The organism is Dysgonomonas sp. Marseille-P4361 (assembly GCF_900343125.1).
Lineage (GTDB): Bacteria > Bacteroidota > Bacteroidia > Bacteroidales > Dysgonomonadaceae > Dysgonomonas.
This window is the reverse complement of the sequence record NZ_OPYL01000002.1, coordinates 68,565-88,073: the sequence shown is the minus strand read 5'-3', so window position 1 is coordinate 88,073 and position 19,509 is coordinate 68,565. Positions and strand designations below refer to the sequence as shown.

Sequence of the window (19,509 nt, the reverse complement as noted above, 5' to 3'; positions counted from 1 at the left end):
TATTTAAATTTTATATATTAAAATCTAATATATCGCCTTTCGAATTGAGTGTATTATGTATTCTGATCTCTGCATTTTGTTGTACAAGAGAATAAGGAACCACACTTTTCGTCAGCCAGGCATTACCCCCTATCACCGAGTCGTGACCAACTACTGTTGTTCCTCCTAGAATAGTTGCTCCGGCATAGATAACCACATTATCTTCTATGGTAGGATGACGCTTTTCGTTCGATAAACTCTTGGTTACAAACAATGCTCCTAGTGTTACCCCTTGATAAATCTTCACATTCTTCCCTATAATGGTTGTTTCACCTATTACGATACCTGTACCATGGTCGATATAAAGATTATCTCCAATCTCTGCTCCCGGATTAATATCCACTCCTACCTTAGAATGTGCATATTCAGAAAATAGTCTTGGTATTATCGGGGTTTTCATCTTATAAAATTCGTGTGAAATACGATAAACCACCTGAGCGAAAAAACCGGGATAAGTCAAAATCACTTCTTCTACCGATTTGGCGGCAGGATCATTTTCGTAGTACACAGCAGCTTCTTTAAACAAGCGATCTTGAATTTCGGGCAGCTTGGCTATAAAAGTATCAACCGTTTCCTCAGCTTGCTTTCTATCCAGCAGAGCTGTTATATTTTCTACCAATACCGAATAGAAATAATAGAGTTTCTTCTCGCGCGACTTCTCCTGATCGCATATTGGGAACAATACTCTATTTATAAGCGTATTGAGAGCATCTTCAAGTTCTAAGCGATTAATCGGGATCAGTTTCGATTCGGCTCTCAATTTATTAGTTATATCGTAAATTTTCGTCATAATATTCTGGGTTCTACAAACAAAATTAAAAAATTAAAGATCAATAACACAGAATTAGTTACACTAAATTTACAACTCCTCCTGTATCATCCGAAATCAAACTCATAGTTTAGCCAACATCTTCAAGTTAAGAGATCTCTTTCATAATATTTTCTTATAAAAAGAAGCGCAAATCAAAAACTTTTATTTACTTTGTAACACAAAGTTCTTTTAATAAATAATTATGGAAAGTAATAGTTTAGAAAAAAAGGTATTGTTCAAGATCAGATCTTTGACAATTTTCTACATGCTGGCTCTTGTTGCCTCAGGGGTGACGGCATTTCCTATCGAGAGTGAGATTCAAATAGCTTGCCAGGTGCTTGATATTTCGCTAGACGTGCCACCCGATACATACGATGGTCTGAGAGGGTGGATAGCAACTGTAGCTGCAGGAGTTATTAACACCAATCAGACATACCCTTTTCTAAGCTATGGTACAGATTGGTTGGCATTCTCACATTTAGTTATTGCCGCTGCTTTCATTGGGCTTTACAAAAAGCCTATCAGGAATATATGGATTGTGCATTTTGGGATGATAGCTTGTATCGGAGTAATACCTCTTGCACTTATCTGCGGGGCAATCAGAGATATTCCTTTTTGGTGGAGACTGATCGATTGCTCTTTTGGTTTCTTCGGCATAATCCCTCTTATCCTCTTGCATATATACATAAAGCTGCTGGAAAAGCTAGTGCGTTATGTCCCTGCAAAATATGAGTAAACTCTCATTACAAAAACATCTAAAAAGACAAAGGCTAACTCCTGTTACGAAGCTAGCCTTTGTTTATTAATTCTGTATAGAATTTTATTTTTTTACATAAAACTTATAGATAGTTTCTGTAGTATATTTCTCTCCGGGACGAAGTTCTGTAGATGGCCAATCTTTCTTGTTAGGAGTATCAGGATATTTTTGAGTTTCAAGACATACAGCTCCACGATGTCCGTTAGGAACACCTTTCTTACCTGTATCTTTTCCGTCCATAAAGTTACCTGCATAGAATTGAACACCCGGTTCGGTAGTAAATACATCCATAGCAATACCCGAAGCCGGAGACTCTAGTGTAGCTGCAACTTTAGTAATATCACCTTTAGTATTCAACACCCAGTTGTGATCATATCCTTTTCCATTCTTCAATTGGTCGAATTCGAAGTTGTCGATTCTCTTACCTATAACTGTCGGTGTGCGGAAGTCCATATCTGTACCTTCTACTGTCAGAATCTCGCCAGTAGTCATAAATGTAGAATCTACCGGAGTATATTGATCAGCATTCAGGTATAGTACCCAATCAGAGTTCTTCACAGCTACATCACCATCCATGTTGAAATAACAGTGGTTAGTCAAGTTCACAACTGTAGGCTTGTCTGTTTCCGCTTCATATTTGATATGAAGATCGTTATCTGCTCCTAAGTGATACACAACTTTACAAGTCAGGTTTCCTGGAAATCCTTCTTCACCGTCTTTAGACAGGTAAGTAAGTTCAAGTGTACTATTGTCTACTTGTTTTGCATCCCACACTACAGTGTGGAAACCGTTATCACCTCCGTGAAGTGTATGACCATAGTTATTTTTAGGAAGATCGTATTTCACACCATCAATTTCAAAAGTACCATTGCCGATACGGTTTCCGTAACGTCCGATAAGTGCGCCATAGTTGTTTCCTGCAACACTGATATGATCCTTGATAGACTCGAACCCTACCGATACATCTCTCATTTTTCCGTCTTTATCCGGCACAAGGATAGATGCAATACGACCACCATAGTTAGTGATACACACTTCCATTCCGGAAGCATTTGTCAATACATACAGGTCAGTTTGTTTTCCTTGATGCTCTGTCTGGAAGTTTTTCTTCAGCAAGCCAGACTTTGTAGCTTCTTCTACTGGTGCATTACCTTTACATCCTACTAGTAGGAATGCAGCGAATGCAGCAATTAATGTTTTCTTCATAATCTATTTCTATGTTTATTTTAATGGATTAGCTTCTACTCCTTCAAAAGTTATTTTCACTTGGTTGATATGACCATTTTCATCAAAAGTCATTTCATCGATACAAGTTACACGATAATCTCTAGCTGTTTCACCTTTCGGACGACGGTGATATACGATATAATATTTATCTGATTTAGGTTCGTGAATCACTGAGTGATGCCCTGCACTTGTAGCCACTTCCGGGTCTTGTTCCAATATCTTTCCGATTCTTTCAAACGGACCAAACGGAGAATCAGCGATAGCATAGGCTACACTGTAGTTAGGACCACCCCATCCGCCTTCCGACCACATGAAATAATATTTGCCATCGCGGATAAACATAAACGGACCTTCTACATAGTTTTCAGGAGTAACTTCTTTAAAGATAGTTCCGTCTTCGAATGGAATAAATCCGGTGAAATCTTCGTTAAGTTTAGCAACGTTACAATGACGCCATCCGCCATAATAGATATAGTGACTTCCATCTTTATCTTTGAATACGAATTGATCGATTGGCTGAGCTCCATTATGGAATTTATCGATAAGAGGTTTTCCTAGATGATCTTTGTAAGGGCCTCCAGGTTTATCAGCAACTGCTACACCAATACCACCATATTCATCATCGCTTTGAATATCATTTCCGCCAAAGAACAAGTAATATTTGCTGTCTTTTTCTACTATTGCCGGAGCCCACATAGCTTTGTGAATCCATTTTACAGCTGCTGTATCTACAACACGCTCATGCTTTGTCCAGTTTACCAAATCAGGAGAAGAATAAGCATCTAGAAAGACTTGTTTTTCATACAGGTCTGAATGGGTTGGAAAAATCCAGTATTCATCACCAAAAATGATACCTTCAGGGTCGGCACACCAACCTTCAAAAATAGGATTCCCAGATTTTGCTTTTACTGTTGACTCTTCTTTCTTTGTCCCACACGCTTGAAATCCAATCAAACAGACAATAATAAATAGAAAACTTTTTTTCATTTCGTACGTTTAAATTAACATTAGAGGGCATAAAAATAGGAATAATTTTCTTAGAATCTTCTATTTTCTAATATTTTGATTTTTATTCATTAAAGACTACCTTTGTTGGGACTTCGATACATGTTTTCGAATATAAAAAAACGCTAAGTTTTACTGTTTCACCATTTTAAACCATACATCCTAATAATGAAATCATTACAAACTTTTGAAGAAGTATTAGATATCGTTAATGCCACTATAGAGACTATCAAGTTTGAGACAAAACCTGAGTCACTTTTCGAACCAATATCCTACATCCTTTCGTTAGGAGGGAAAAGAGTACGTCCGGCACTGTCGCTCATGTCATACAATCTGTACAAAGACGATCTCACCCGCATCATGCCAATAGCCTTGGCTATAGAAATTTTCCACAATTTCACACTCTTACACGACGACCTAATGGACAAGGCTGACATGAGAAGAGGAAAACCTACTGTGCATATTAAGTGGGACGATAACACCGCTGTATTGTCTGGTGATGCTATGCTTATAGAAGCATACAGAGAAATAGCGAAAACAGAGACTCAATTCTTACCGCAGGCTCTTGAACTGTTTACGACTACAGCTACTGAAATATGTTGCGGACAACAATACGATATGGAGTTTGAGCAGAGAATGGATGTAACAATTCCGGAATATATAGAAATGATCCGCCTGAAGACTGCTGTACTATTGGGATGCGCCCTGAAAGAAGGCGCTATAATAGCCGGAGCATCGAAAGAAGACGGAGATTATCTCTACGACTTTGGTATCAATGTCGGCTTAGGATTCCAGTTAAAAGACGATCTGCTGGATGTATATGGAAACAGTGAAACCTTTGGAAAAAAAATTGGTGGTGACATCCTCTGCAACAAGAAAACATTCCTCCTTATTAATGCCTTATCTGACCCTTCCACCAAAGATGAGCTTACGATGTGGATGAATAAAGAAAACGTTGTAGAAGAGGAAAAGATAAAAGCTGTGACTGATATATATAACAGACTAGATCTAAAAGAGAAATCAGAAAAACTGATAAATGACTATTGCAACAAGGCAATGGACTGCCTCGACAAAGTAAGTGTAGCAAAAGAGAGAAAAGAAGAGCTGCACAAACTGGCAATCACCCTTATATCTAGAACTTCATAAACGTATTATTATGCCATATCGCCGGCTGCCTAATACTGACAATGCAAGAATAAAAGCTCTACGAGCTGCTATTGAGAAACATAATTCGCTTTTTGGACAGAATGTAATTTCGATGGACGTCCGAAAACTGGAGATTATGCTTCGCAATTTCGAGAGTGCGCAGATTCGCTACAAGGACAGTCTGGAGATACAAGCATCGGCAAACAGAAGGTTTCAAAAATTAGTAAAGAATGCAAAGTTGTACATCTCGCATTTTATCCAAGTTTTGAACTTGTGTGTAATCAGAAATGAGATAAAAAAAGAACATAAACAGTTTTACAATCTTGAACCAGACAACTTCGCCGTTCCGGATCTAACTAGCAATGATGCGATCCTCTACTGGGGAGACAGCATTGTAAAAGGTGAACAAACCCGGTTGGCACAAGGAGGAATACCGATTTACAATCCCACTATAGCAAGGGTAAACGTTGCCTTTTCGCAGTTTAAAGACGCTTACTTCTCTCAGAAGACACATCAGAACACAACAGCCAGACAACTGGACACGTTGAGTCAACAGCGTGAAGATATAGATTTCATACTTGCTACATTATGGAACCAAGTAGAAGCGGCTTTTTCTTCGCTCCCAAGCAATGAAAAGATTGAACGATGTAAAGAATATGGAATAGTTTATTATTTAAGAAAAGAAGAAAGAGAAAAGGAAAACAGTGAAAATAATTGATACTCATTCCCATATATACTCCGAGGAATTTGACAACGACCTACCTGATGTCATCAACCGAGCTAAACAAGCAGGAGTAGAAAAAATTTTATTGCCAAACATTGATATAGAATCGCTTGACCGACTGCATGCTGTAGCAGACCGATACGACGGCTATTGTATCCCTATGATGGGGCTACACCCTACCAGCGTAAAAGAAGATTATATGCATCAGCTAGAAGTTACAAGAGAACAGCTGGACAAAAGGAAGTATATAGCAATAGGCGAAATAGGCATCGATCTGTATTGGGACAAAACATTCGAAAAAGAGCAGAGATATGCTTTCGAAGAGCAACTTCGCTGGAGCATCGAGTTTGACCTGCCTGTTGCCATCCACTCGCGCGATGCTATTGCAGAATGCGTAGAGTGTATAAAAAATGTAGGTGCGGAAAAATTGAGAGGTGTATTTCATAGTTTTGGAGGAACAGAAACAGAGTTGCGGGACATTCTCGACTTGAAAAACTTTTTACTGGGTATCAATGGAGTTGTAACTTTTAAGAATTCTACGCTCCCAACCGTTTTGCAAGAGACTGATTTATCGCATATCATAATAGAGACCGATTCACCTTACCTGGCTCCAGTTCCCTACAGAGGAAAGCGAAACGAGTCTTCTTACACCGTAAATGTAGTGGAAAGACTGGCTGGGAAATATAATATCAGCCCGGAAAAGGTAGGTGAAATAACTACAAAAAATGCAAAAGACTTATTTTCCTTAGATTATTAAAATTCAGAAAACGAATATAAAAGCAAAAGTCCGAGTAGATTAATTCTGCTCGGACTTTCTAATATACAAAACTTCACTATTTTAGAATACCATCGGTACGTCTATTAATAAGATACGTGCGTTATCTGTATCAGCTGTCAGTTTTACAACATCTGTATCCGATACACCTAAAGCATCTCTATGATTTAGTTTCTGACCAGCTACTGTAAATTCACCTTCTACCACCATTGCAAATACTCCATTACCTGCTTTCTTTGGTTTATACTCGAATTCAACGCCTTTGTCGTATGTTCCCATGCTAAACCAAGCATCTTGGTGCATCCACATACCGGTGTTTTCTTTATCGTCTTTAGGCCCTACTAGCTGAACCAATTGATTCTTCTTTTCCAAGAAATCGAACTTACGTTGATCGTAACGAGGAGTTACATTTCTTTCGTTAGGGAATACCCATATTTGGAAGAAGCTTACCGGTTTTTCTTTGTTCGCATTGTACTCGCTATGCGTGATACCTGTTCCGGCACTCATTACTTGCACTTCGCCCGAACGGATAACTTCTGTATGCCCCATACTATCTTTGTGTTCCAAGTCTCCGTACAACGGTATAGATACGATTTCCATATTGTCGTGAGGGTGCGTTCCAAAACCTTCGCCTCCGGCTACTATATCATCATTTACTACTCTCAATGCACCAAAGTTGATGCGATCGGGGTTATAATAATTTGCAAAACTAAATGTATGACGAGAGTCTAACCATCCATGGTTTGCATGACCTCTTGAAGATGCGCGAAATAAAGTTGTGTTCATACTATTTCCCTTTCTTATTTGATTATTTTCTTTTTTTACACTACAAAGATAACACCTCTATATCTATTATCAAAATAATAAAAATAATACATATTCATAAATATATTTATAGATAAATAAGATTATAAATCAAGAAAAACTAAACGAACTAACATCTAAATAAATTTATGATATGAAATAAATTTGTAACTTTACTGTTAAGTAATAAAGTGGACAATTATGAAAAATCTACTATTCACATTACTCCTTTCAGTCTCTGTTCTTTCTTCTTATGCGCAATCGGATGCCAAGAAAGACAGTATCCCTATTATCAAAGAAGAACTGAAACAGCCAAACGAAAAGTTGAATCATTATCTCAACATTGAAGACACCCCCCATACAGACAAATCTTCTGATATTTTCACAAACAGCCTGAATATAAAACCTACATTAGGAGAGACTGAAATGAAGACTTTCGATTTCACAACTCCAGCTTTACGCGAGCCTTCAAGTCCACCTTTGACTTTATCACCACTTATTCACAACCCTTTTGCTAACGATTACAAGTTTTCGTCAGGATTGGGTCTGGCTGATAATGTATGGATATCCACTTCATCGGGTCATACAACCTACCCTACATTGGGCGAAAACCGTGTGATAAATGCGAATCTTAACTACCGGCCTGCAAACTGGTTAATTATTTCGGGGGGAGTATATGGAGCCAAGTACAGCCATATATACGGAGGCTTGCAAAACAGATACTACAATGATGTAGGAGCAAATGCTCATGTAAAATTCATTGTACATGACAGAATCCGATTCAATGTATTTGGTCAGTACTCCGCACATGGAGACAAAAACCGCATTTCGGGTCCAATGATGCACATGTATCCTCAAACTTACTACGGAGGATCGATAGAAGTAAAAGTAACAGATAAGTTTGGTGTAGAAGGAGGATTGATAAGAGAACTAAATCCTTTTAACGGAAAATGGGTAAATAGACCGTTTATTGCTCCTGTCTTTTATGGAAACTAAGACTCAATTCACTCTATTTAATTAGATTAATATCTAATTAAATAGTTTATGAAGACAAAGCTACTCCTTACGATCATCCTTAGCGCTTGCTTTTCGGCACTATTTGCACAGCAGGATAGTTTCTCGAAGCGATTATCTGATGCCACCATCAGCCTTACCAAAAACAAAGTTATTTACGACCCTAGTTATTATACAATAGCTTATCCTAATGGGGATGTTCCTGCCGACCGGGGAGTCTGCACCGATGTCGTTATCAGAGCTTACCGAAAGCTAGGAATAGACCTCCAGCAAAAAATACATGAGGATATGAAGGCTAATTTTGCAGTATATCCTAAAAATTGGGGACTGAAGAAACCAAATAGAAATATAGATCACCGAAGGGTACCCAATCAGGCTAAATTCTTTTCACGCTTCGGCACCATCCTGAAAATATCCGACAACGGAAAAGATTATCTTCCCGGCGACATTGTCACATGGGATCTCCCTAAAGGGCTGAAACATGTAGGTATTGTTACAGATCGTATGTCACGCGATGGGAAACGACCTTTGATTGTTCACAATATAGGCAGAGGACAGGTTTTGGAAGATTGCTTATTCTCTTTTAAGATTACGGGGCATTACCGTTATAGCGGAGATTAACCTTTTGACTTCAGAGCCTTAAGGCGTGTAATTGATTTTCTTGAGTCTGCGTGAGTATTATATGCGTCCAACGAGTCTAATTTGATTACATTCTTATAATCTTTTATAGCTTCTGCGTATTGTTCCTTTTTCTCGTAAATAGATGCTCGTTTGGTTATAGCGTTTATATTCAACGAATCAAGACTCAAGGCCTTATTACAATCAGACAAGGCTTTGTCAAAGTCGTCACACATATAGTGAGCCCATGCCCTGTTGCAATATATTTTAGCATTAGTTGAATCGTATTCGAGCGCTTTATCATAATCAGCCAACGCTTTTTCGACCTCATTAGTTGCAAGATAAACATTTCCTCTGTTATTATACGCATCGCCTATATACAAAGGTTCTTTCTTTATAGCTCTGGTATAATCCTTTAATGCCAATTCGTACGAACCTGCATCCTGATAGATAATTCCTCTGTTGTAAAAAGCATCTGTATAGTCAGGGTTCAATTCTAGAGTTTTTGCATAATCCAGAAGAGCCAAACTATCATTATTCATCAGTTGATATATCGATCCTCTTTTGTAATACCCTTTAGCTAGCGTAGAGTCGATACGCAAAATCTCATTGGATACATCAATTGCTTTATCGTACCCTCCGGAGATAAGATATTCGTTACACAAATATACATTTCCTTCTATCAGGAGATTGTTTTTCTTACGCTCGGCAATCAGACCTTTGTCTTTTGCAATCTGACCAATTATTGTCTGATAAGCAACCACCCTTCCCGATATGTCGTCAATACTATCCTGCACTCTGCTCAACTGGAGTCTGAATGCTGCAATATGCTGATCTTGCTTTATTTCTTTATCAAAAGGCTTACATGCCGTTATAAATAGAAAAATAATGGCTGGCGATAAAAGAATGAACGGAATAATATATTTCTGTAAAATTGTGTGTTGTCTTGTCATTTTTTATACTTTTTCAAACGACTTACTAATTTTTGTCACTTTTCGGATCCAAAGTTACAAAAACTTTTAATCCTACGACCATTTTATTGTCTCCTTTTACTCTTTATATTTCAAATGGAATAATCCTATTAAGATTATTCCATCCTATATTTTTTTTACATCGTATCACCCGGCGATATTATTCAACATACAAACCTCTCGTAAATGTATCTACCGCCAACGCTTTAACAAGTCTGCGTTCATCAATCTCTAATTCTCTGACAATCTCTTCTTTCAAGTCCGACACTACATATATAAGGGAATCTTGAGCAGCCAGCGTTTTCTTACCTTTTGCATCATCCATAATAAAATACTCCTTATCTATCGGTTTTACAATACCTTTCATCGGCTCTTCCAAACTCTGATAGTAATAGTATGTCTTATCATTCTTAAACTCGTAGCTTAGCTTTAAGTCGCTGGTTCTATTCTGAATATAATTTTCAATTCTTGCCTGATCGACTGAATCGATTGCATAAACATCCGCCTTTGTCCCCGAATATACCCAATGTCCCTCAATGTTTTGAACACTTGATCCATCATCTCCGTCACACGACGTGAATAGAAGGCCTAAAGTCATCACTAATAAAAGAAGATATGTCAGGCACCTAATTTTCATAACCCAACAATTTAAGTTTATTTTACAAATATATACATATAGAACGAAATATACAAGAAGTTTATTGCATTTTTATCTAAAAAAAGTATCGGATAGCAAGACGATCACCACCCGATACAGAAATAACATAATTCACTATTTATAAATTAGATAACAATATAAATACAGTAGATATTGACACAATCATTTAAAGCAAGCATACAAGCTCAAAGCCTAAAATAACCACCTGTAAATTTAACTTTATTTAAGAAAAGAAAGTTATAGATAAAGGATATTTCCAATACTCACCATTAGCTGCTTTTACTGCGGCTATTATAATAAATATGATTTCGAGAATTCCTAAAACTATTAAAAGAGGAATGCCTACGATCAAGAAACATAGAGGAATCAGCAAAATGGTATAAATAAGCATACTTAGCATAAAGTTCATTATATTCTTTCCATGCATATCCACCTCGCTGCTCTCTTTGGATCGCGAAACCCACAAAATAACAGGAAGAAGAAAACCTAATCCGCAAATAATAAATCCCGCAAATTGCGACAGATGCATCAAGGCAATGTACCCCGAATTATCAGTTTGATACTGTACATCTGCATTTCCTCCCAATATCCGTTGTTTTTCATGCTGAAACTCTTCTTCAGATATGGCACCTTTATCTCTTAAGGCTTTTAGTTTTTCTAAGTCATCGTATATGCTCATGATTCTAATTGTTTGAGTTTTGATTTATGTTTTGGGAAACCTTTCATTTAGTAATACTCGCTAGGATAATCCAAAACGACAGCCTTTCCTGCAGGTGTATAAATATTCACCTCGTAAGACTCATAGCGCCAAGGATTGTCGTTGTCATATAAATCAGGCATGATAAGAAGAAGAGAATCTGTCTGCGAATAGTTCAATTTCATTTTCTCGGCATTAAGCCTTGCTGCATATTCACCTTTTCCTCCGCTAAGTTTTTCTATTTCCATTCTATAATCTACCAAGGTACTATCTTCATAAACATTGATCTCGGGAGCAATAAATACTTTTCGTTTGGCAATATCCTCACCTTTATAAAATATCATTGACATATTCGGCAATGGCTCTGCATCCTGATACTCATCACCCAGCCTGACATATAATGTATCGGATGACGATTTTATATCGACAATCTCTTCTACTGTCTCACCATATTGACGTTGATAAACCGTACTAAAACCTTTGGACCCAAGATAAACAAAAGACCCTGCCCACAATAGCGCACCCATCAGAAAATAGATCAGAGTACCTGTTGTAAAATCGGAACGGCGGAATAGTTTTATCAACAGACACAATAACCCTAAAACCGGAAGAAACAGTGACAAAGCAAGCGCAACTTTCGCATAAACAGTATTATATCCCGTAAGGATCAAATAATTTGTCAATCCTAAAACATTTTCATCAAGACACAACCACACAAATACAACAACAAGCGCCACAGCAGCAACAGCAACAGAGAAAATAACGACACCCAGTATTACATTTATCAACACCTTGAAGAAGTTAGCTGCTCCGCTACCTCTGTATGCTCTGTTTACAGGTTGCGATCTGTCCTCAATATTTTCTATCGAGAGGTCTTTTCCTCCCATTGCCAGCTTCTGATTGAAAGTTTTAGCCGCAGGCATTACAAGCCACAATACTCCATAAATAAACACCACGACCATACACGACGGTGTATCGAGCAAAGAGAAAAACAGAATGAAGAAAAGCCCTACGAACAACAGACGAACCAAAGTAACGTCGATTCGGAAATAGTGCCCTAAACCACTACAAACTCCACCAATCACCTTATCATTAAGGTCCCGAAACAATCTTCTCTTGCGAAAAGAGTCTTCTTCCTGATACGCAGTAGCTTCCTTTGGATGAGAAGTTTCGCCCGAACCGGCATCTCCAAAATCCTTGGGATTACCCATAATTTTCATAATCTCTTCTGCATCCTCCAACGAGACTACACTCTCTGCATTTTCCATTCTCATTTGCAACAGCTCGCTCATTCGGAACTCTATATCTGCTATAATTTCTTCCGACTCGGCACTTCCCCGAAAATGATTCTTCAACGATTCCAAATAACCATTCAGCAGACTATAAGCGTCTTCTTCCAGACTGAATGCAAAACCTCCTATACTAACTTTGACTGTAGGTTTCATATCTTTATTTTTTTATTTGTTTCTTATATTATCTATCACCCTTACCAAGTCTGCCCACGCTACATCAAGCTCTTCAAGCACAGCTCGTCCTCTGTCTGTTATCTCGTAATATTTACGAGGTGGCCCTTGTGTAGACTCTTCCCAACGATAGCTCAACAATCCTTGATTCTTCTGACGGGTCAGCAGTGGGTACAGTGTTCCCTCAACCACTATCATCTCCGATTCCTTCAGTTCGTTTATAATCACCGATGCATATGCATCTCCCTTCGACAAAATGCTGAGAATACAGTATTCAAGTATTCCTTTTCGCATTTGAGCTTTTATATTATCTACATTAATTGGTTCCATATCTTAACGTTGCTTGTGTTCGTTTTTAAATTTTCTAATATTATCGGCCGTAGGAGCATAACCATACATCCTCATCTTGTCCAGAATCGAACGAGTTTTAGGTATTACCAACCACAACACTACATACACGAAGAAGGTAACTCCATAAAAAATCAAAGAAAAGACTGCTAAAATCCGAATCAGGGTTACATCGATACCAAAATATGCGCTGATACCGCTACATACCCCTCCGATCATTTTATTGTCCGTATCCCTATACCACTTCTTCTTCCCTATTGTATAACCATCCTCGTCTTTATAACCACCCTCAGCAGTTGCTTCATGCAACGGCTCAGCCGAAGATTCTTCTACCTCACCCAGCAGATCAATTACAGTTTGCACGATAGTCGTATCAATCACCTGATTGGCATACTTCCTTTCCTTCTGGAATATTTCAGCCACACGTGCTTCTACATCTTCCATTATTTCTTTCGCTTCATTTTTATCTGTAATCGTATTCTCGAATCGTTGTAAATAACCTTGCAAACGATTGTAGGCATCCTCTTCCATTATGAAGTTTACCCCTCCTACGCTGACGTCTATCACTTTTTTCATAATCTATATTATTTTATACTATGTTGTTTGCATTACAAACATACAAAATAAAATCAGTACCATGCAATACAAAGTACCATGAAATATTTTATTCTATCTCATGCAAAGTATTCAAATAATTAAAATACAATATATTACACACAACAGACAAATTTAATATTTAACCATTATTAACATAAAGAACTGACTAATGACCTGCAAAATATCATCCGATAGTGGTACTTTTATATAGTTAGAGCCACCGAAACAGATTTAGTTATACCTTAAGAATATGAGAAATACAAGAACCTGCTACTTTATACTTATCATTAGCTTAGTGTCCCTGCCTATAGCATGCCCCAAAGCCCAGACAACTAATTCCGGAACACAAAAAAGCAACATTAACAAAGAACAATTCATAAAAGAAAACATTGAATTTGCTGCTGCTCAAACAGAGTTGATGCTCCAACGAGCAGGAAAGCCCACAACTAAGAACTACCCTCATTCGATGAAGAACGACAGCACCATACAGTTTACAAACATTACGGGATGGACTTCGGGCTTTTTCCCCGGTACATTATGGCATCTGTACGAACTTACAAAGGAAGACAAATGGAAAACTGCTGCAGAGGAATGGACTAATTCGCTAGAAAAGCTGAGGGACTTTACCGATCATCACGATCTGGGCTTCATGGTATATTGCAGCTACGGAAATGCAGATCGATTAGCACCCAAGCCTGAGTATAAGGATATATTGCTTAAGAGTGCGCATTCACTATCAACCAGATTTAATAAAGAAACGGGTGTCATTAAATCATGGAATGCCTTTAAGCCTTGGACAGATTCTATCGTCTATACCTATCCGGTGATCATAGATAATATGATGAATCTGGAAATGCTTTTCTACGCGTCAAAGACATCAGAGAATAAAGATTTTTACAATATCGCAGTCGAACATTCTGACAACACTTTGAAGAATCATTTCAGAGACGATTTCAGTACCTATCATGTAGTTTCTTACAACTCGGACGGAACTATCCTGAGCAAAAACACTGCGCAAGGATACAGCGACAATTCCACATGGGCACGAGGACAAGCGTGGGCGATATATGGTTATACAATGACATACCGCGAGACAAAAGACCTACGCTATCTAGAAGCTGCCACCAAAGCCGCCGACTACTACATAGAAAGGCTCCCCGAAGATCTCATCCCCTACTGGGACTTTAATGTGGGCATGGATGGTTATACTCCGGGTGAGCGTTCGTATGCCAGCAAGTTTAAAGAAAAGCTGCGGGATGCTTCTGCTGCCGCAATTACCTGCTCTGCCCTATTCGAACTGGGTGAATTGTCTGATAATCCTTCTTATACCGAAAAAGCAATAGATATGCTATACACCCTTGCATCACCCGAATACCGAGCCAAACTTGGCGAAAACGTCAACTTTATTATTAGACATTGCGTGGGAAGCATACCTCACAAGTCTGAGATAGACAAACCTTTGGTCTACGCCGATTATTATTTTCTGGAAGCATTGATAAGGTATAAAAACATGAAGTAAAGCTATACTTTGGAGTAGTGCTGCGCAAAGAATAATACTTACCCTAAAATTACTACCTTTGTAGCCGAAAAAAAAAATTGGCATACATTACACAATGAAGCAGCATAAGAAGAAATGGTATGACTCGAAAGGCTGGGCACTAATGCCTCTGGCAGTCTTTTTCATCCTTTATGTAATTACTTTTATTGCAACAGGAGACTTGTATCAGATGCCCGTCTCTGTCGCATTCATGACAGCGTCTATTGTCGCTATTCTCTATTCTAAAGGGGGAAAGCTAAGCAACCGTGTTTCTCAGTTCTGCAAGGGAGCAGCCAACGAAACCATCATGCTGATGGTCATTATTTTCATTTTAGCAGGAGCTTTTGCCGGAACAGCCAAGGCGATGGGTGCTGTGGATGCTACCGTAAATATGATTCTGTACCTTTTGCCTCAGAATACTATTTTGGCAAGTATCTTCGTGGCAGGGTGCTTTATATCCATGGCAATGGGAACTTCGACGGGCACAATTGCTGCACTTGCTCCTATTGCCGTAGGAGTTGCCTCACAGACCGGAATAGATATGCCGTTGCTTCTGGGTATTGTGGTAGGAGGCGCTATGTTTGGCGACAATCTTTCTTTTATATCCGACACCACCATTGTTGCTACCCGCACACAAGGGTGTGAAATGCAAGACAAGTTTAAGGTAAATATTCGGATTGTACTCCCGGTTATTTTTATCGTACTGGGTATTTATCTGTATCAAGGATTACAACTTCCTCCAAGTCTATATCAAGTAAAGGCTGAAGATGTGGAGTGGCTCAAAGTATTACCCTATTTGGTTGTACTGATAGCCGCACTATCGGGAATAAATGTTATCCTTGTTTTGGCAATAGGTGTTTTCCTTTCGGGAATTGTGGGTCTGTGTTTCGATGGCTTCGGCGTATGGGATTGGACAGCAGCGATGAGTTCAGGCATAGTCAACGATATGGGTGAACTGATCATCGTCTCACTCATGGCTGGCGGGATGTTCGAACTGATACGATTCAACGGTGGCATCGACTGGTTGATACAGAAAATGACAAAGAATATCCGCTCGAAGCGTTCTGCCGAATTTTCTATTGCCGGACTAATATCCTTTACCAACGTTTGTACTGCAAACAACACAATTGCCCTTATCATATGCGGACCAATAGCGAAAAATATAAGTGACAAGTTTGATCTGGACAACCGAAAAGTAGCCAGTTTGCTAGACACCTTCTCGTGTTTTGTTCAAGGAATAATTCCATACGGAGCACAACTATTGATTGCTGCCGGATTGGCACAGGTTAGTGCAATAGAGATTGTTCCACACCTCTACTACCCGTTTTTGATAGGAATCGCGGCAATACTATCAATTGTATTTCGCTACCCAAGAAAGTACGCTTAATTAGATTATACTACGATAGTGGATTGATTAACTTTTCGAGGGCATCGATATGCTCCTTAAATAGCTTTTCGCCTAATGGAGTTACTGTATATGATGTATTGGGTTTCCTGCCCAAAAACTGCTTCTTAACTTCTATCACAGCTTCTTTTTCGAGTGCTTTCAAGTGACTTGCCAGATTACCGTCTGTTACGTCCAGCAGCTGTTTTATCATATTAAAGTCGACACTCTCGTTCACCATCAATATAGACATTATCCCCAGGCGCACTCGGCTATCAAATACCTTATTAAGTCCTGATATAATATCTTTCATTTTAATTCTCTTTTGTTGATTTCACATCATACTTATAGTACATCACTATACCATACACAATATGCAAAACACCGAAACCGATTGCCCAGAACACTAGACTATATTCATCTACAACCAGAGCGACAAGACCTAATAAGATCTCACAGATGCCTAGTTTTTTCACATCCTTGTAGGTACGGGCTCCGGCATGTATAAGACTGATACCATAAAATATCAGCATAAACGGAGCAATCAGATAACTCAAGCCTTTGTATATAAAGATAAGGCAGATAATACCACCTATAGCCATAGGAATACTCAGATCGATAAAAATCTGTTTTGTCACTGGTTGCCACAATGTGGAGTTATTCTTACGAGCTTTTCTTGATGAAAAATAAATACCAAAAAGTCCTGCTCCTACAACAATAAGAACAGCAACGATTACCAAATCATACAACAAGGAATTTGTTAGCGTAAATTTCCCTTCCAAAATCAGATAAGCAACCCATGCACCAACCAATGCTATACATCCTGCCGAAATGCCAGAAAGCCCGCTCAACGACAAGAACTTGCTCGAACGCTCCATCATGAAACGTATGTGTTTTATATCTTCCAGATTCTTTTCCATATCATCATACTTTGAATAACAAAGTAAGCAGTAATATTTAGATTATACAACAGCTACAGATTCTTTTTACTTTAAAAATTCTTCTCCTTTTAGCTGCTACTTAATATATACCAACAATATTTTGGTATTGTTCACAATCAAACAAATCCCAGTATAACACACTAATATAAAGCCGAATAAACAAAACCACCCACTTACATTTTTAACATTACGAAGATCGACCTATAGCAAGTTTAAGCAATTTGTGTATTTTTACCAGCCAAAACAATATTTATTATGAAAAAGATTTTGACAATAGCAATCGCACTCCTGATGGGTGGTGTCGCATATACATACGCGCAAGGCGATACTGAGATAAAATACGACAGTCTGGCTAACTTCGTTGGTAAAAACGCCAAGGCATATAACGGGCAGGAACTTTACCTGAAAGGCTTAAGTAAGTCTTCGCACTCTTTTGGTTATAGCGGTTTTATCCTCAACTACAAGGAAGATAATGATATAATGAATGAGGAGAAAAACATTTACAAACCAAATAACAACTATAATTCACGATACGAAGACTTGGTAAGTAAATACTTCCATGTTTTGGATGTGATAGAGCACCCAAAAGTGAATGAGGCTGAAGAGTACCAAGATATTTTTTATCTAAAGTTGCAAGAATTATCTTCTAGCGACATTGTTTATTACAGATACGATACGAAAGCTGAATTTACTTTCCCATTTGTGGTCAGAGGTTATCTGGAGAAACAAAAAGAGTTGCTACATGGCAGGAAATACGTTGTTTCGGACAATGTACTTAAAGCATCGCGCAATATAGTCACGGGAACGGCTCTGGTTTTTCAGTCGGGCGAACAATGGGAATGCATAGATGTAACTATTGATAATAAAGAAAATGCAATCGCCGTTGTACTGAAAAACAAACAGGGGCTCAGAACTTCTATCCCTATCTCTCATTTGGAAGAAACAGAAGGAATGAGAAAAGTATTTACTGCAGAAGAAGCTACTGCATTGACAAAAAAGTATAACTCTAACAACTTCCGTCGGATATTGCAAAACAAGATTCGCACTGGCATGACTAAAGACATGACCATGCTGGCTTGGGGAAAGCCCACGGAAATAGAAAAAGAAGGTAAAAACGAAGTATGGGTATATCCTATGGGAAAACTTACCTTTAGCGGAGATAAGATTATCAAATCAAATTGATTGAGATTTAAAGGCAAAAGAAATACCGCCTTACAAACAGTTGTTCGTAAGGCGGTATTATTATTTAAAAACTCACTAAACCTTATTCTTTTCCAGTAGCTACTATTGTAATTTGAAGTTCGATAAAGTCGCTTACAATATTTTCTTTCAAGTCAGAGAAAATTGATTTCGAACCATATTGCACTCCCCATTGTGTACGATCTATTGTAAATGGTACTGTCACAGCTTTGTACACATTTCCTTCTTTCGTAATCTTCGCTCCGAATGTAATATTCTTTTCAGCATCTTTCATTTTGAAGTTTCCGCTTACCATATGTGTAACACTATCTGTCGCAACCTCGGCAGGAACAATTTTAGTTACAGCAAATGAACTTTCCGGATATTTAGCTACATCGAAGAAATCTTCACTCTTAAGGTGATTTACCAACATCTCGTTCATTTCTTTTTGAGTCAGATCGTTATTTACAATCGAGTTCATATCTACAACAAACGAGCCTGATACAACTTCTTCTCCATTTACAGCTAAGCTTCCACTCTTCAACGAGATTGTACCATCATGCTCTCCTCCTACTTTAGATCCTTTCCAGTAGATAGACGAAGCCTGAGTATCCACTACCAATTCTTGACCTTCTCCCGAAGCTGCTTTCTCAGCATCTGTTCCGTCAACTTTATTTTTAGGTGTATTTCCTCCGCAAGAAAACATTAACATAGCTGCGGATAACATCATTAAATACTTTTTCATAATTTTTTATCGTTTCTAGTTTTATATTGTTTATTTACGATTCTATAACAATGATTGCATTCATTTTGT

Annotated in this window: 22 protein-coding genes; 9 read left to right on the top strand and 13 right to left on the bottom strand. The window is 38.2% G+C overall.

Annotation, left to right across the window (positions count from 1 at the left end; translation table 11 throughout):
• Nucleotides 1–10 precede the first annotated feature (10 nt).
• On the bottom strand, nt 11–829 hold the full coding sequence (gene epsC / locus DHU68_RS04200) for a serine O-acetyltransferase EpsC (protein ID WP_108821737.1): 819 nt from the start codon (nt 827–829) through the stop codon (nt 11–13).
• A 223-nt stretch (nt 830–1,052) separates the two neighbouring features.
• Here epsC and DHU68_RS04195 point away from each other — a divergent pair, with 223 nt between their 5' ends.
• Nucleotides 1,053–1,586, top strand: coding sequence for a hypothetical protein (locus tag DHU68_RS04195; RefSeq protein ID WP_108821736.1), 534 nt, complete (start codon nt 1,053–1,055; stop codon nt 1,584–1,586).
• An 84-nt stretch (nt 1,587–1,670) separates the two neighbouring features.
• Here the strand turns inward: DHU68_RS04195 and DHU68_RS04190 are convergent, their stop codons facing one another.
• Both DHU68_RS04190 and DHU68_RS04185 read right to left on the bottom strand, forming a co-directional pair.
• Nucleotides 1,671–2,813 carry an aldose epimerase family protein gene (locus DHU68_RS04190; RefSeq protein WP_108821735.1) on the bottom strand — a complete coding sequence of 381 codons (1,143 nt, stop codon included), beginning with the start codon at nt 2,811–2,813 and terminating at the stop codon, nt 1,671–1,673.
• 15 nt (nt 2,814–2,828) lie between these two features.
• Nucleotides 2,829–3,821 (bottom strand): glycoside hydrolase family 43 protein, encoded by a 993-nt coding sequence (locus DHU68_RS04185; RefSeq protein WP_108821734.1) that lies wholly within the window; start codon nt 3,819–3,821, stop codon nt 2,829–2,831.
• Nucleotides 3,822–4,007: 186 nt separating this feature from the next.
• Between DHU68_RS04185 and DHU68_RS04180 the strand changes: the two genes are divergently transcribed.
• Genes DHU68_RS04180 through DHU68_RS04170 form a run of 3 tightly spaced genes read left to right on the top strand, consistent with a single transcriptional unit; the run spans nt 4,008 to nt 6,466 of the window.
• Entirely contained in the window at nt 4,008–4,985 is a 978-nt protein-coding gene (locus DHU68_RS04180; RefSeq protein WP_108821733.1) for a polyprenyl synthetase family protein, read from the top strand.
• A 10-nt stretch (nt 4,986–4,995) separates the two neighbouring features.
• The gene (locus DHU68_RS04175; RefSeq protein ID WP_108821732.1) at nt 4,996–5,703 is read left to right on the top strand and encodes a hypothetical protein; all 708 of its coding nucleotides are present in this window, start codon (nt 4,996–4,998) and stop codon (nt 5,701–5,703) included.
• A complete protein-coding gene (locus DHU68_RS04170; RefSeq protein ID WP_108821731.1) occupies nt 5,690–6,466 on the top strand; it encodes a TatD family hydrolase in 777 nt (258 codons plus the stop codon). Before DHU68_RS04175 ends, DHU68_RS04170 begins: the two co-directional genes overlap by 14 nt.
• An 81-nt stretch (nt 6,467–6,547) precedes the next feature.
• Here DHU68_RS04170 and DHU68_RS04165 read toward each other — a convergent pair whose 3' ends face one another.
• On the bottom strand, nt 6,548–7,270 hold the full coding sequence (locus tag DHU68_RS04165; RefSeq protein WP_108821730.1) for a pirin family protein: 723 nt from the start codon (nt 7,268–7,270) through the stop codon (nt 6,548–6,550).
• 219 nt (nt 7,271–7,489) lie between these two features.
• Here DHU68_RS04165 and DHU68_RS04160 point away from each other — a divergent pair, with 219 nt between their 5' ends.
• Nucleotides 7,490–8,284, top strand: coding sequence for a hypothetical protein (locus DHU68_RS04160; RefSeq protein ID WP_108821729.1), 795 nt, complete (start codon nt 7,490–7,492; stop codon nt 8,282–8,284).
• Nucleotides 8,285–8,332: 48 nt separating this feature from the next.
• Nucleotides 8,333–8,923 carry a DUF1287 domain-containing protein gene (locus DHU68_RS04155; protein ID WP_108821728.1) on the top strand — a complete coding sequence of 197 codons (591 nt, stop codon included), beginning with the start codon at nt 8,333–8,335 and terminating at the stop codon, nt 8,921–8,923.
• Here DHU68_RS04155 and DHU68_RS04150 read toward each other — a convergent pair.
• The 6 genes from DHU68_RS04150 to DHU68_RS04125 form a co-directional block, all read right to left on the bottom strand.
• Entirely contained in the window at nt 8,920–9,873 is a 954-nt protein-coding gene (locus DHU68_RS04150) for a tetratricopeptide repeat protein (RefSeq protein ID WP_108821727.1), read from the bottom strand. The two genes, DHU68_RS04155 and DHU68_RS04150, sit on opposite strands and share 4 nt — an antisense overlap.
• 178 nt (nt 9,874–10,051) lie before the next feature.
• Nucleotides 10,052–10,528, bottom strand: coding sequence for a hypothetical protein (locus tag DHU68_RS04145; protein WP_108821726.1), 477 nt, complete (start codon nt 10,526–10,528; stop codon nt 10,052–10,054).
• Between the two features lie 244 nt (nt 10,529–10,772).
• The gene (locus tag DHU68_RS04140; RefSeq protein WP_108821725.1) at nt 10,773–11,228 is read right to left on the bottom strand and encodes a DUF4870 domain-containing protein; all 456 of its coding nucleotides are present in this window, start codon (nt 11,226–11,228) and stop codon (nt 10,773–10,775) included.
• Nucleotides 11,229–11,275: 47 nt separating this feature from the next.
• Nucleotides 11,276–12,691, bottom strand: a complete 1,416-nt coding sequence (locus DHU68_RS04135; protein ID WP_108821724.1) for a PspC domain-containing protein — start codon at nt 12,689–12,691, stop codon at nt 11,276–11,278.
• A 12-nt stretch (nt 12,692–12,703) separates the two neighbouring features.
• Nucleotides 12,704–13,039 (bottom strand): PadR family transcriptional regulator, encoded by a 336-nt coding sequence (locus DHU68_RS04130; protein ID WP_108821723.1) that lies wholly within the window; start codon nt 13,037–13,039, stop codon nt 12,704–12,706.
• Nucleotides 13,040–13,042: 3 nt separating this feature from the next.
• A complete protein-coding gene (locus DHU68_RS04125) occupies nt 13,043–13,633 on the bottom strand; it encodes a PspC domain-containing protein (protein ID WP_108821722.1) in 591 nt (196 codons plus the stop codon).
• A gap of 271 nt (nt 13,634–13,904) precedes the next feature.
• Here DHU68_RS04125 and DHU68_RS04120 point away from each other — a divergent pair, with 271 nt between their 5' ends.
• Together DHU68_RS04120 and DHU68_RS04115 are read left to right on the top strand one after the other, a co-directional pair.
• Nucleotides 13,905–15,173: a glycoside hydrolase family 88 protein gene (locus DHU68_RS04120; RefSeq protein ID WP_108821721.1), complete on the top strand. Its 1,269-nt coding sequence runs from the start codon at nt 13,905–13,907 to the stop codon at nt 15,171–15,173.
• Nucleotides 15,174–15,267: 94 nt separating this feature from the next.
• Nucleotides 15,268–16,578 (top strand): Na+/H+ antiporter NhaC family protein, encoded by a 1,311-nt coding sequence (locus DHU68_RS04115; RefSeq protein WP_108821720.1) that lies wholly within the window; start codon nt 15,268–15,270, stop codon nt 16,576–16,578.
• A gap of 10 nt (nt 16,579–16,588) precedes the next feature.
• Here the strand turns inward: DHU68_RS04115 and DHU68_RS04110 are convergent, their stop codons facing one another.
• Both DHU68_RS04110 and DHU68_RS04105 read right to left on the bottom strand, forming a co-directional pair.
• Complete coding sequence (locus DHU68_RS04110) at nt 16,589–16,888, bottom strand: transcriptional regulator (RefSeq protein WP_108821719.1); 300 nt, start codon at nt 16,886–16,888, stop codon at nt 16,589–16,591.
• Nucleotide 16,889: 1 nt separating this feature from the next.
• Nucleotides 16,890–17,495, bottom strand: a complete 606-nt coding sequence (locus DHU68_RS04105) for a hypothetical protein (protein ID WP_108821718.1) — start codon at nt 17,493–17,495, stop codon at nt 16,890–16,892.
• 276 nt (nt 17,496–17,771) lie between these two features.
• Between DHU68_RS04105 and DHU68_RS04100 the strand changes: the two genes are divergently transcribed.
• Entirely contained in the window at nt 17,772–18,698 is a 927-nt protein-coding gene (locus DHU68_RS04100; protein ID WP_108821717.1) for a hypothetical protein, read from the top strand.
• Between the two features lie 82 nt (nt 18,699–18,780).
• Here the strand turns inward: DHU68_RS04100 and DHU68_RS04095 are convergent, their stop codons facing one another.
• On the bottom strand, nt 18,781–19,440 hold the full coding sequence (locus DHU68_RS04095) for a YceI family protein (RefSeq protein WP_108821716.1): 660 nt from the start codon (nt 19,438–19,440) through the stop codon (nt 18,781–18,783).
• Between the last annotated feature and the right edge of the window lie 69 nt (nt 19,441–19,509).